Raw genomic sequence first — 12,663 nt, 5'->3', positions numbered from 1 at the left:
TTCGAATACGTGTTCGAACAACAGCTACGCTAGTCAGCTCGACGGACACTTTAGCGTCGGGGAAGTATCAAAGCCCCGTCCACGTCTAGGGCTCTGGTGCTACGCGGGTCCGCGCCCTGAAGCACGCAAGTCCAGGGCAAGGAAAGCTCTGAGACGAAGTTGGCTACCGGCCCGAAAACTTTTACGGCCGCTGGCCTATTACCTAAAGTGAGACCCGTCCGACCGGGAAGGAACTCCACGTTCGTTGGCCCGTGGTTCACGCCGCCAAGTGGCGTACCTTGACGTTGCGCAGCGTGAGGAACGGTTGAGCCGGCGGAGGGTTCAACCGTTCCTACGGAGCATCCGAATTTCAGAGGGACTTGCCGAATAGACCCGACGAATGGCAGCGCTCAGGGCAAAAGAGGAGGAATACCCGACCTCACGGGCTATCTGCCCCAATGGAGAATTGGTGTTCTGCAGGGCATCCCAGGCCAGCGCCAAACGCAACCGGGTGAGGTATCCAACCGGTGGCATTCCCATGGCTTCATGAAACGCCGCGGAAAAGGCCGAACGGGACATGGCAGCGATCCCGGCGAGCAGTGCCACACTCCAGGGCTCCGCCGGATCGGACCACATTGCCCCCACCGCGGCTGAAATCCCCGGTTTTGCACCCGGGACCATGCCGGCCCCCGGCATTTGCTGCAGCACTTGGAGCGCGAGGATATCCAAAAGCCGATCCAAGACCAGCGACTGCACAGGCCCTTGCCGCTCGGCTTCAAGGTGCAGCAGCTCAACCCAATTCCAGAGCGCTGCATCCTCTATCAGGCATAGCGCTCGCCCCTCGCAGATCAGGTCGGTAATCGCACTGGTTGTGGTGAAGGTGCAGACCAGCAATTGGTCCGCCCCGTCGCGGGCGTTACCCCACGAACGGACGCCGTGGCGCAGCGTCTCAGTGACCGGCCGCGCCGCAGGGCCGAGGCATTGCTGGCCTGGTCCAATTAGGTATGTTTCAACGGCGGCGGCACGCGGCCGTGCGCTGTCAGCAAACACCCGATAGGGCGCCGTCCCGTGAATGACCACTAGGTTTCCCGGTTCGGCTTGGATCGTTGTTTCGCCTCGCTGCACCGCGCAAGATCCGCTACGCACCGCCAGGATTGTCAACGCGCAGCGATCTTGGACTTCGACTTCCCAGTCCCCTGCCATGCTCATGCGCAGGATGAAGCCATCACGGGCACGCGGCCCCGCCGGAAAGGCATGTTGAGCGGTCACTCCCTCAGATTGGACGATGACGCATGTTTTGTCGAGTTTCAAACATTCTGCATCTGCGATCCGTGCGCTTGAATGAATACCATGCATAGGAAAACGGCTCCCCTCCCAGCTCTCACACCCCGGTCAGGGACGGTGGCATGATCCCCGAATGGCTAGCGGCCACATTGCTCATAACAACTATTAGCAGCGCCGGGATTGTTGCAGGTTTTTATGCCGCCTTCGCGCTGACGGTCCTCCCGGCCTTGGCCTCGGTCCAGGATTCGGCAGCCGGCGACTTCATGATCTCGCTGAACCAGCACGCCGAACGTCCCGCTTTTCTCAGCTTATTTTTCCTTAGCCTCTTCGGCAGTCTCGGCTACACCGCATACGCCTTAGTGCAGGGCCTCCTGGTCCCTGCACTGGGCTCGGCACTGGTGCTGTCCGGAGCCCTGCTCACCATCTTCCTCAGCGTTCCCTTGAACCGGGCCCTGCAACGCGCAACGCTACCGTGGGCGCGCTATTGGCCCCGCTGGCACCGGGTTAATGTGCTGCGTGCAGCAGGCTCCGCGGCCGGATCACTGCTGCTCCTCATTACGGCCTGATCCGCCGCATCGCCATAGCCGAGCGCAGCGCGGTCGGTGCCCCGACTACGCCGCGCGCGAAACTTCTTACGTCACTGTGTCCCGAATACTCGATTAGCTTGGAGCACACCGATAGCATCAAGACACACGAACAATTAAACTCAGGAGCAAATCCATGCCGCATAAGGTCAAAGCCGTTATTTCCCGCGCCAAAGACGCCCCGGTAGAGGTCGTCGATATCATCGTTCCGGACCCGGGACCCGGAGAGGTCATTGTCGATGTACTGACCGCCGGTGTCTGCCACACCGATCTGCACTACAAGCTCGGCGGCATCGGCAACGACTACCCGTACCTGCTGGGCCACGAGTCCACCGCGGTAGTCAGCCAGATCGGTGAGAACGTCACCAATGTGGCCGTGGGCGACCGGGTAATCCTGAACTGGCGTGCGGTCTGCGGCCAGTGCCGCGCCTGCGCCAAGGGGCAGGCGCAGTACTGCTTCAATACCGCGAATGCCACCCAGAAGATGACTTTGGAGGACGGCACCGAGCTCTCCCCGGCGTTGGGCATCGGATCCTTCGCCCAGAAGACCCTGGTCGCCGCCGGGCAGTGCACCAAGGTGGACGAGGACGCAGACGCCGCCGCCGTGGGCCTGCTCGGCTGCGGCGTGATGGCCGGCATCGGTGCGGCCATGAACACCGGTGAGGTCAAGCGCGGGGAGTCCGTAGCGGTTATCGGCTGCGGCGGCGTGGGCGTGGCAGCGATCGCCGGCGCCAAGCTGGCCGGAGCGACCACCATCATCGCCGTGGACCTGAACCCGACGAAGCTGGAGACCGCCACGCAGCTCGGCGCCACCCACACCGTCGATTCCTCGAAGGTCGATCCGATCGAAGCGATCAAGGAACTGACCGGCGGCTTCGGCGCCGACGTGGTCATCGACGCGGTGGGCCGCCCGGAGACCTACAAGCAGGCCTTCTACGCCCGCGACCTTGCCGGCCGCGTGGTGCTGGTTGGGGTGCCGACCCCGGAGATGAAGCTGGAACTGCCACTGCTGGACGTCTTCGGCCACGGCGGCTCGCTGAAGTCCTCCTGGTACGGCGACTGCCTGCCTTCGCGCGACTTCCCGATGCTCGTTGAGCAGTACAAGCAGGGCCGGTTGGACCTGGATGCCTTCGTCACCGAGCGCATCAAGCTGGACGAGATCGAGGCAGCCTTCGACAAGATGCACGAAGGCACCGTGCTGCGTTCGGTGGTGGAGCTTTAATGAGCGCGCAGATCGAGAACGTCGTCACCTCGGGCACCTTCTCCCTGGACGGCGGCACCTGGGAGGTCGATAACAACGTCTGGATCATCGGCACTGATTCCGAGGTCATGGTCATCGACCCGGCGCATGACGTGGAGAAGATCCTCGAGCAGGTTGGCGACCGCGAGGTGATGGCCGTCCTGCTCACCCACGGACACGACGACCACATCCGCGCCGCGGTCGAATTCTCCGATGCGGTCGAGGCACCGCTGTACCTGAACCCGGCCGACACGATGCTCTGGGAGAACGTTTATCCCGAGCGCAAGGTCGATGCCGAAATCCAGGAGGGCGATACCTTCACCATCGGTGAAACGACGCTGACCGCGCTGCATACCCCGGGCCACTCCCCGGGTTCCACCTGCTTCTACGCGGAAGACCTGGGGGTGCTGTTCAGCGGCGACACGCTGTTCCACGGCGGTCCGGGGGCTACCGGGCGCAGCTACTCCAGCTTCGAGACGATTATCGAGTCGATCCGCACCAAGCTGTTCGTCTTGCCCGAGCAGACCGTGGTGCACACCGGCCACGGAGATGCCACCACCATCGGCGCCGAGGCTCCGAATCTTGAAGAATGGATCGCGCGCGGGCACTAAACCGCGCAGCGTTCCTTGACTGCCGGCCAGCTTCCAAGCTGGCCGGCAGTTTTTAACTCCAGAGACAAGCGGTAAATGGCTGGACGTGGAAAGATGGTTCCCATGCCAGAATCTACAGCTCCGACACCGCGCAAGATCCCCGCGCTATCCTTCGGCCTCGGAATTCTCCTGCTGCTCGCCGGCAGCGCACTGCTCTGGTGGGACGGCCAGCAGATGGTGACGATCTATTCCGGGTCCTATGTGTCGTTGCGCGAGGATACGTTTTACTTCGGGCCCAGCGCCACGATGCTGCTGGGCCAGCTGCTGCTTGGCCTCGGGCTCGCCGCTTGCGGTGCGGGCTGCGGCTTTCTGCTCTCCCGGGGCACCTGGCTCGGCCGGATGGCACCCTGGGTCCCGCTCGGCCTCGGTGTGCTGCTGCTGCTCGCCGGCGGTGGCCTGCTGTGGTGGGATAGCGTGCAGGTGAAAACCTTTGGCTGGTTCGCCTACGCTCCGCTGAGCACCGCCGAGCTCCAAGGCCAGATCTCGGCGAGCGCCGCAGCGATTTTCGGAAAGTTCGCCTTGGGGTTCGGCTTCGCGATGCTGGGCGCCGGTGCCGGGTTGTCGCTCGGTCGGCGTGCCGCGCGGCGGGGCCAGGGCTAGAACAGCGACTTGTGCTCTTCGATGAGCTCTGCCGAATCATTGCGCACATTGCCTACCGCGGCGTCGACCTCGTGCAGGCTCCAGGTGGAAGCCACGTCGTAGGCCTGCGCGCGGACCTCTTCGATCAGCCCCTCGCCGTCGGCTTCACCCGGGTTCAGCCAGCGGGAGAGCTGCTCCGGATCCAGCGGGATCGGCAGCCGGTCATGCAGCCCGGCAAGCTCGCCGAGCACCCCGGGTTCCTCGGCGGAGGGTGAATCCATGGTGAGGATCGAGGTGGACAGGATCCAGTCCCCGTTTTCGTCCTTCCACCATTCGTAGAGTCCGGCGAAGAACATCAGTTTCCCATCCTCGCGGTGCACAAAGAATGGCCGCTTCTTGCTGCCTTCCTTCTTCCACTCGTAGTACCCCTGCATCGGGACGGCTGCGCGACGCTTTTTGACCGCCGCTCGGAAAGTCGGCTTGCTGGCCGCGGTCTCGCTGCGGGCATTGAAGGCGCGCACCCCCACCGAGAGTTCCTTGGCCCAGCCGGGCACCAGCCCCCACCGGGCCACGTGGACCTGGCGGTGCAGGGCATCGTCGATCAGCCGCTCGAGCACGATCGGCACATCCGTGGTGGGGGCGACGTTCCATGAGTGGCGCAGCTGGAGATTGTCATCCGCCTCGGCTTCGGCCTCCGCAACAAGGTCGCCGATCGCCTTGGCCATGACGTAGCGTCCGCACATGATTTTCGCCTCTCTTCGAACCTATCCGGTGGGCACCAGTGTAGTCCGCGCCCGGAGCTTGGGTGCGGAGAAATAGCGCATCGCAAAATTCTTCTGGCCCGCGGGTGCAATGTGGAACAAATCGATAGCTCACGTGGTTGCATGAAGTATGAGCAACGAATTAAATCTTGAGAAGTATGTTCCTGCTGCGGGCGGGGTCACCATGTTCACCACCAGCTGGTGCGGCTACTGCCGCAACCTCAAGCGGCTGATGGATCAGAAGGGCGTGGCGTACACGGAGGTGAATATCGAAGACGTTGAAGGTACCGCCGAGATCGTGGAGTCCTTCAACGGCGGCAACCAGACCGTGCCGACCCTGATCTTCCCCGATGGCACTGCGGCTACCAATCCGCGCATCGAAGAAGTCGTCGAGCGCGTCGGCGCCTAAGGCCCTGCGGTAGACCGCACTAAACATTCGAAGCCCGGCGCTTTTCCCTCCTGGGAAAGCGCCGGGCTTCACTTGTTGCACCAGCTGAGAGGAGTCTAGGCCTCCAGCAGTTCGGTGTGCTCCCGGTAGACGGCGAGTAATGCCTCGATAAAGCTCTCGACGGTGACCGAGGAGACCAGATCGTCGCCGGCACCCACAGTGGAGGGCTCCATGGGGATTTCCATCGCCCGGTACACGGTGTCGAGCACCGCACGCAGCGGGGCGGAATCCTCGATGACAAAGACGCTGCTGAACAGCCAGGCCCCGGAGATCACCCGTTGCGCGGTGCCGATAAGTTTTACCGGGACCTCGCTGCGTGACCCAGCTGTGGGCAGTCCGTGGACCGAGTAGTCCCCGGGGCAGTATTCGCCCGGGATCGGCCCCACATGCGCGTCAATCTTGAGCCGGCGAAAGGCTCGGGCGTAGAGGTCGGCAAAAACCTTAAAGCGTTGCTGCTGCCCGATAATCGCTTCGGCATGCGGTTCGATATGATCCACGATCAACGTGCCGCGATGATAGGCCGCCGCCCGTCCCCCGGCCTTGCGCACCAAGGGGGCAAAGCCGCGTGCCTCAGCCCCCTCGGCCGCACGCTGAAACCCGGGCAGGCGGACATCGCGTTGGCCAAAGGCCAGCGTTGGATCCGGCCGATAGAAACGCAGCAGCGGGCCGCGCGTACCGCCCTGCACCTCGCGTAGCAGCTGAACCCCGCGCTCCAAGTCAGCTTCGGGATCCCCGCTGGCTTCCTCAAACTGGTAGGACAGCGGCGCGCTCGATTCGGGATTCCAAAGGGTCATATTCAGAGTCTAATTCAGTCCGCTTCGTACACCGGTTCACCAAGGCTGAAAAGATCCTTCGGGGGCTGTGATGAGAGGCTCAGAATTCGGGTTCCGCGAGATTCTGCGTGATAATAATCTGGTGCCTAATTCTTCCACCCCCGTGATCCTGCTCGGCGGTCCATCCGGTTCTGGCAAGTCATACCTTGCCAACCGTTTCGGCAATCCGCACCTTCCGCTGGACGAGTTCTACCGGCAGATCAGCGAAGATGGGCACCCAGAATCTTTTCCGCGCACCGGATACGGCGAAATCGATTGGGACCATCCACGTACATGGAATCAGCACGCGGCCCTGAACGCGGTCGATGAGCTGCTGCGCCAAGGCTGCACGCAGGTGCCGAATTATTCGATTGCTACCTCCAGCTACAGCGGGCATCGCGAAGTGCATGGAACCGGCGGGCCGATTATCGCCGAAGGAATTTTCCTCTCCGAGGTGCTGGAACCATTGCGCGCCAAGGGAATCAATGTTCATGCCTACTACGTGGACGAACCTGCGTTGCTGACCACGATTCGACGCTTCATCCGCGACGTGTCCGAGCGCCGCAAACCGGTGCTGTTTTTGGTCAAGCGCGGCTATGCGCTGTTCCGCTCCCACGGTGCAGATCGCGAAACCTACCGTGCCAAGGGCTTCACCATCATGCCCAAGGCGCAGCTGAAGAAGCTATTGGCCGAATTAGCGGCTACCCACGCTTAGAGCTGGCGCACGGTCAGTATCTGTTCGGCACGGCCAAAGGGTCCATTGACATCGTGGAGCACGGTGGAGGTCAGGCCAATGCCGTCGGTACCGTAGCTCTGCTGCACTTCGAGGCCGAGCCATTCTCCTTCGGGCGCACGGTACATGTGGATCTGCAGATCCAGGTTCGGGAACATCCAGCTGCCATCGCCAGGCTCGACGCGGGGCACCACGCCATTCGCGGTATCCACCAGACCGATCAAACTTGCCAATCGCGAAGCCGGCACACCATCTAGCAGCGCATAAGGAGTCCGCAACCAGGCGATTCCCTTACCCGGGCGGCGGCCGGGAGCGGCACGGAATTCGATGGAGCGAATGTACCCGCCGGGCCACTGCACGGAAATATTCTGCGGCTCGCTGTCCTCGGGACCCGGCACGTCGGCATCTTCAGTTCCCGCAACCGCGGTTGAGTCCGCGGTAATCACTCGCCAGGCTCTGGCGACGATGCTGGTGCGCCCCTTGGCCGTCATTTCGGCTTCGATCAGTTCGATGGTTCGGCCCGGGCGAATCATCCGCGTGGTGACCTCAAATTCACCGGCGTGGATCAGCCCGTGAATTTCGAAGCTCAACCGGGCGATGCGCATGTCGTCGCGAGGCTGGAAGTTCTCCAAGGCATGCGTCAAGATCCCCGAGGCTGGGGCCATATGCTGTTCGTGAGGATTCCACGCTCCCTGGGTATGCCAGGAAGACCGATAGCGCCCTCCTCCCAGCTCTTCAAAGTAGAAGTCGCCGTTGGCAAGGATCTTGTCCAGTTCTTCTTCGAGCTGGTGTGTCATGAATCGATCTCCCGATCTGCAAGCTAAATGGTTCTTGATCACAGCCTAGCCAAACTTGGTCCGCGATGCGGCTTAGACCGATTGCCCGTCGTGATGGTGCGCGCGGGTGCCGGCGCTGTCCATCATGCTCAGCACCTCGGCGATACCGCCGAGGGCACGAATCGAGTGCGGTGTCATGGTGTCGAATTGTGCCGCCTGCCCGGCTTTCACGTGGAAGACTCGTTCGCCGAGCCTGAGCTGCACTTCGCCGGAGAGCACGGTGAACCATTCCTTGCCCGGGTGGACCCTGTCCTCCGTTGGGATCACCTGCTGCTGCGGGTCGTAGCGGATCTTCGTGACTACCACCCCGTTGACTGCGTCGTCGTCCGATAATTTCCACATCGTCATTCCCGGTACAGAGATCGGCTCGGGGCCGATGATCACGCCTTTTCCATCGGCGGGAGCCACCAGCTCGTCCAAGGTGGTGCCCAGGGACTTGGCGATCGGCACCAGCTGGTCCAGGGCGATCCTCCGGTTGCCGGTTTCGATCCGGCTCAGCGTCGAAACGCTGAGTTCGGCCCGGTTCGCAAGGGCTTCCAGGGACCACCCCTTGCCTTGGCGAAGGGCACGAATGCGCTGTCGGATGACCGAGTCTAAATCCAGTTCTTGCGTCATACGCAAAAACATACACGATCAATGCAATGTATCGATAGGTTGGATAGCGAATCAAAAACCCCGCGAAGGAGAGCACCATGGAAAAATACGACGCCATCATCATCGGAGGCGGCAACGCAGGACTAGCCGGAGCCATCGCGCTGGCCCGTTCCCGGCGCAAAGTCCTTGTGGTCGATGAAGGCAATCCACGCAACGCCGTCTCAGCGCACGCACACAATGTGCTTGGCCATGAAGGCATCAGCCCCCATGAGCTATTGGAGCTAGGCCGCAAAGAGGCAAGGGACTACGGAGTCGAGTTTGCCTCCACCCGCATTCAGTCGCTGGGCGGTTCGTTCGAAGAAGGATTCGCAGTTTCCACCGAGTCCTCGCAATGGCAGGCCGCACGAATTCTCCTGGCTACCGGACTAACCGATACCTTGCCCGAGATCCCAGGACTGCGAAAAGCCTGGGGAACCTCGGCCCTGCATTGCCCGTACTGCCACGGGTGGGAGGTGCGCGATCAGCGGATCGCCATTTTAGGTGTCAGTGAAATGAGCACACATCAGGCCCTGCTCTTTGGCCAGCTCAGCGGCACTGTCACCTACGTTAATCACGCCCCGCAATCGCTGACATCAGAAAACCGCGCACTGCTCGCCGCAGTGGAAATAGAAATCGTCGACGCGCAGGTCACCGACATAGCCGTCAGCGATGAAGGGCAGGTGCAGTCCTTGGCTTTGGACAACGGAAGCACCCTGGACGCTCAGGCCGTAGTGGTGGCAAGCCAGATGAAAGCGAACGCGTCATTGTTCCTCCAGCTAGGCGGTCACCTGAGCCAAAACCCCATGGGAGAGTTCATCTCGGTCAACGAGATGGGAGCCACGAGCGTGCCTGGAGTCTACGCAGCCGGCAACGCCTCGAACTTAGGGGCAATGATTGGTTTGGCGACCGCCGCCGGAACTATGGCAGGTGCCGCCATCAATGCTGATCTAGTTATGGAATCGGCCAAGAAAAAATTAGCGAAAAAGTGACTCTCGGCTTGAACCCTCCCCTAAGGGCAGAGAATACGATGTCCACATGGAGTACAGCATCGGAGAATTTGCCGCGTTAATGAACGTGACGGTGAAGACGCTTCACCACTATGAGAAGCTCGGCCTGCTCAATCCGGCTCGGGTCGATCAGTTCACTGGGTACCGAAAGTACAGCTCGGTTCAGTTTGAAACCATGATGCAGATTCGCCAACATCAGCATCTTGGACTCCCTTTGGCCGCTATCAAACGGATCATTAGCGGCGAAGTCGATGATGACTCGTACGAAGCGATCCTCGAAAACAGGAAAGACTCACTGCGAGACAGGATCACCAAGGATCTGCAAACCTACGGTGCGCTTGCTGCGACGTTGGGCATAGAAGATGAGCTTTCAGGTTTTGCCGAGATGTATTCGGCGATGCACACCATCGTTTGCGACAGGGTGCCACCGCCAATGCTCAGCGGATGCCTGCGTCCAATGCCACCCCACGTTGAGGACTCCGGCTTTACGCATGGTCCCCGCTCGGCCTTGCTCAGCGTTTCGGTACCGCTCGCATCCAGAAGCGTCGGCAATCTCAGGCAGGCAACAAAGGCGCTGGCCGAGAAGCTCTTGCCAGAAACCAAAGCCGAAGAAGCCAAGGACCAGATCTGGTATTGGATCGAGACGATGGACGACCCGGAGGAGGGGACGCTATTTAGAATGCACGCGGGCATCGAGGCAAGCGAGGAAATCTCGATTGCACCCGGAGCCGTGAAAACTAATTTGCCGGATTTCCAAATTTCTTTCACCGGACACGATTTCCGGGCATTTGGCTCTGGAGCGTGGCGGCAAATGACCAACCATATGCACCACGAAATGTACGAGCAGGGAGTCCTGCCAACTGGTCCATTATTTGTCCGGCTAGGCGAAAACTCCGATTATCCCGGGGAATCTTTGGCATTCCAAGGGGGCGTCCGCGACGATTCGATTCGCCGATCCTTTGACGGAGTCGACGACCTGGATGACGAAGACGAACCCGCCAACCCATTCGATCACTGGTACTCCGATATGGAGCTCTGAGCGCCCTTGCCCTACAGCCTGGCTCGCGATGAGAGGCCGGCTGTAGGACAAGCCCGGAAAATGATGGTACGCTTAATTTGTTACCTCGACGTTTGCAGGTGTGAGTCATCCGCCAGCGAATGTTAGCAGTTTAGATTTGTAGCAAGACAAGCAAATCGTCTGTGCAGCAAATCGGTTCAACGATTCTTCGGAATTAGCGAACTCCTATCGAAACGAATTTTCATCTTCTCTTCTTCACCGCTTACAGCTCGTCCAGGCGCTTCTCAGCGTTTCCACGATGCGGCTTCCAAATTCTACTCCACTGACTCTGGCCATTATTCCACAGTCATGTCTATGGACCGCAAGGACATTTAGCGTGCGTAGCGACCTCCGTTTTGGCCGGTATCGGCAAAATCAGCATTCGATCGCTGATACCGACGGCATGGAAATCGCCCAACATAGTACTGCTCGAGGTAACCACTAATTTTCCGTTTCGGATTTCGACTCGGCAACAAGGTCACGTAGTGGCCAATGAATAAATAAGGAAATAAAAACATGGCTACTGGCACCGTAAAATGGTTCAACGCTGAAAAGGGCTTCGGCTTCATCGCTCCTTCTGATGGATCGGCAGATGTGTTCGCACACTACTCCGCAATCCAGAGCTTCGGTTTCCGTAGCCTCGAAGAGGGCCAGAACGTTGAGTACACCCTGGAAGCCGGTCCAAAGGGCCCACAGGCAACCAACATCCAGGCTCGCTAAGCTTTAGCAAAAGCCAAACTTTTGGTGCAGTACCGTCCGTATCGGATGGTACTGCACCATTGGTGTTTCTAGGGGTCCTAGCGTTCCGCTAAATTTCGCTTTGCAGCTTCCGGCGGGCGTTCGCGCAGGATTCCTACCCCCAAAAGCCGGGCTGGAATCGAAGTGATCTTGGGAAAGGTACGCAAGATTCTCGCAATAGATGCCGGCAAGAGCACGTCATTGCTTGTTTTCATCAACCGCCGCAATCCTAGGTGCATCAGCCGCTGAGTGCTCTGGACCACGACGGTCGGGAGGATGCGCCGACTCTGGACAGCGGCCACATCCCGATCCGAAATCGTTCCGGCTTTGAGCGGCTCGGCAAGTATTCGAGCCGCCGCGACTGCATCCTGAACCGCCAGGTTCACGCCCACTCCCCCAACCGGACTCATCGCATGTGCCGAATCCCCGATGCACAACAGCCCGCGGCGCCACCACCGTATCGCGCGGTTGAGTTTCACGTCCAGTAATTTAGCGTCCTGAAGTCTCAGCGCCGGGACCCCTTCTTCAAGTTCGGGAGCGGCTTCGATAATCGCCCGGTGCCACGGTTCGGTACCCTGAGCACGCAGCTCTGCGTCTTTCCCCTTCGGCAAGAGCATCGCTGTCTGAACGTACCCGGGCCGTGGAATTAGCACGAAAGATCTGTCCGCGGTGAAGGCCGGGGACAAAACATTCTTTAGATTCAATGCTCCGGGGATCTTGAACCACCAGACATCAATTGGCACGGCGAACTCTTTAATAGCGAGCCCCGCAGCATCACGGATCTTCGACCATCTGCCGTCGGCCGCGATGGTCAACAGCGCGTGCATTTCGCCGATTCCGTCGGGCCCCGAATAACGTACGCCCACAATGCGTTCCCCCACGGTGAGCACGTCGGTCACGTCGCAATTCATGCGCAGGTCAAAATTCGCTTCGGATTCACCGGCGCGAGCCAATAGATCCAGGAAGTCCCACTGTGGAGCCATCGCGATAAACGGATAGGGATGGTTGAGCTTGGATAGGTCGAGAACCGTGGCGCGGGCACCGTCTCGTGCCGGAAATTGCGCTTGGGACACCTTGCTGTAGCCGATCTTTTCAAACTCTTCCATCAATCCAAGTTCCTCGAGCAGCAACATCGTGGATGGGTGGATGGTGTCGCCACGGAAGTCACGAAGAAAATCCCCATGTTTCTCAAATACCGTCACGGGGACTCCGCTACGCGCCAAGAGGAGTCCGGCCACCATGCCGGCAGGGCCACCGCCAACGATGACGCATCGAGTTCTAGGAACCATGCGAGCTATCCCTTCAGCGAATGTCCGTGAATT

15 protein-coding genes are annotated in these 12,663 nt (G+C 60.3%); 9 read left to right on the top strand and 6 right to left on the bottom strand.

The window, feature by feature from the left end; all coding sequences use genetic code 11:
- Nucleotides 1–321: 321 nt before the first annotated feature.
- Nucleotides 322–1,248: a helix-turn-helix transcriptional regulator gene (locus ACT3TP_RS01280; RefSeq protein ID WP_176484121.1), complete on the bottom strand. Its 927-nt coding sequence runs from the start codon at nt 1,246–1,248 to the stop codon at nt 322–324.
- 137 nt (nt 1,249–1,385) lie between these two features.
- Between ACT3TP_RS01280 and ACT3TP_RS01275 the strand changes: the two genes are divergently transcribed.
- The 4 genes from ACT3TP_RS01275 to ACT3TP_RS01260 all read left to right on the top strand — a co-directional run bounded on the left by ACT3TP_RS01275 (nt 1,386) and on the right by ACT3TP_RS01260 (nt 4,337).
- Nucleotides 1,386–1,829, top strand: coding sequence for a DUF1772 domain-containing protein (locus ACT3TP_RS01275; protein ID WP_096284882.1), 444 nt, complete (start codon nt 1,386–1,388; stop codon nt 1,827–1,829).
- Nucleotides 1,830–1,983: 154 nt separating this feature from the next.
- Complete coding sequence (locus tag ACT3TP_RS01270; RefSeq protein WP_096284884.1) at nt 1,984–3,069, top strand: S-(hydroxymethyl)mycothiol dehydrogenase; 1,086 nt, start codon at nt 1,984–1,986, stop codon at nt 3,067–3,069.
- Nucleotides 3,069–3,698: an MBL fold metallo-hydrolase gene (locus ACT3TP_RS01265; RefSeq protein ID WP_096284886.1), complete on the top strand. Its 630-nt coding sequence runs from the start codon at nt 3,069–3,071 to the stop codon at nt 3,696–3,698. Before ACT3TP_RS01270 ends, ACT3TP_RS01265 begins: the two co-directional genes overlap by 1 nt.
- A 102-nt stretch (nt 3,699–3,800) precedes the next feature.
- Complete coding sequence (locus ACT3TP_RS01260; protein ID WP_444618910.1) at nt 3,801–4,337, top strand: hypothetical protein; 537 nt, start codon at nt 3,801–3,803, stop codon at nt 4,335–4,337.
- Here the strand turns inward: ACT3TP_RS01260 and ACT3TP_RS01255 are convergent.
- On the bottom strand, nt 4,334–5,059 hold the full coding sequence (locus ACT3TP_RS01255; RefSeq protein WP_444618908.1) for an SOS response-associated peptidase: 726 nt from the start codon (nt 5,057–5,059) through the stop codon (nt 4,334–4,336). The two genes, ACT3TP_RS01260 and ACT3TP_RS01255, sit on opposite strands and share 4 nt — an antisense overlap.
- Nucleotides 5,060–5,207: 148 nt before the next feature.
- Between ACT3TP_RS01255 and ACT3TP_RS01250 the strand changes: the two genes are divergently transcribed.
- Nucleotides 5,208–5,486 carry a glutaredoxin domain-containing protein gene (locus ACT3TP_RS01250; RefSeq protein ID WP_096284893.1) on the top strand — a complete coding sequence of 93 codons (279 nt, stop codon included), beginning with the start codon at nt 5,208–5,210 and terminating at the stop codon, nt 5,484–5,486.
- Nucleotides 5,487–5,581: 95 nt separating this feature from the next.
- On the opposite strand, the gene ACT3TP_RS01245 is transcribed toward ACT3TP_RS01250, so the two are convergent.
- On the bottom strand, nt 5,582–6,319 hold the full coding sequence (locus ACT3TP_RS01245; RefSeq protein ID WP_444618906.1) for a lipoate--protein ligase family protein: 738 nt from the start codon (nt 6,317–6,319) through the stop codon (nt 5,582–5,584).
- 121 nt (nt 6,320–6,440) lie between these two features.
- Between ACT3TP_RS01245 and ACT3TP_RS01240 the strand changes: the two genes are divergently transcribed.
- The gene (locus tag ACT3TP_RS01240) at nt 6,441–7,052 is read left to right on the top strand and encodes a uridine kinase family protein (RefSeq protein WP_444618904.1); all 612 of its coding nucleotides are present in this window, start codon (nt 6,441–6,443) and stop codon (nt 7,050–7,052) included.
- Here ACT3TP_RS01240 and ACT3TP_RS01235 read toward each other — a convergent pair.
- Both ACT3TP_RS01235 and ACT3TP_RS01230 read right to left on the bottom strand, forming a co-directional pair.
- Nucleotides 7,049–7,867, bottom strand: a complete 819-nt coding sequence (locus ACT3TP_RS01235; protein ID WP_444618902.1) for a thioesterase family protein — start codon at nt 7,865–7,867, stop codon at nt 7,049–7,051. The two genes, ACT3TP_RS01240 and ACT3TP_RS01235, sit on opposite strands and share 4 nt — an antisense overlap.
- A gap of 72 nt (nt 7,868–7,939) precedes the next feature.
- Entirely contained in the window at nt 7,940–8,521 is a 582-nt protein-coding gene (locus ACT3TP_RS01230) for a helix-turn-helix domain-containing protein (protein WP_096285289.1), read from the bottom strand.
- Nucleotides 8,522–8,598: 77 nt separating this feature from the next.
- Here ACT3TP_RS01230 and ACT3TP_RS01225 point away from each other — a divergent pair, with 77 nt between their 5' ends.
- From ACT3TP_RS01225 to ACT3TP_RS01215, 3 genes are all read left to right on the top strand, one after another.
- On the top strand, nt 8,599–9,528 hold the full coding sequence (locus ACT3TP_RS01225) for an NAD(P)/FAD-dependent oxidoreductase (protein ID WP_096284899.1): 930 nt from the start codon (nt 8,599–8,601) through the stop codon (nt 9,526–9,528).
- 46 nt (nt 9,529–9,574) lie between these two features.
- Nucleotides 9,575–10,585 carry a MerR family transcriptional regulator gene (locus ACT3TP_RS01220; RefSeq protein WP_444618900.1) on the top strand — a complete coding sequence of 337 codons (1,011 nt, stop codon included), beginning with the start codon at nt 9,575–9,577 and terminating at the stop codon, nt 10,583–10,585.
- 534 nt (nt 10,586–11,119) lie between these two features.
- A complete protein-coding gene (locus ACT3TP_RS01215) occupies nt 11,120–11,323 on the top strand; it encodes a cold-shock protein (protein WP_096254701.1) in 204 nt (67 codons plus the stop codon).
- A gap of 77 nt (nt 11,324–11,400) precedes the next feature.
- Here ACT3TP_RS01215 and ACT3TP_RS01210 read toward each other — a convergent pair whose 3' ends face one another.
- Entirely contained in the window at nt 11,401–12,630 is a 1,230-nt protein-coding gene (locus ACT3TP_RS01210; RefSeq protein ID WP_096284903.1) for an FAD-dependent oxidoreductase, read from the bottom strand.
- Nucleotides 12,631–12,663 lie beyond the last annotated feature (33 nt).

This window comes from Glutamicibacter sp. AOP38-B1-38, assembly GCF_052377485.1.
Classification (GTDB): Bacteria; Actinomycetota; Actinomycetes; order Actinomycetales; family Micrococcaceae; genus Glutamicibacter.
This window is presented reverse-complemented; position numbering and strand designations above follow the sequence as displayed.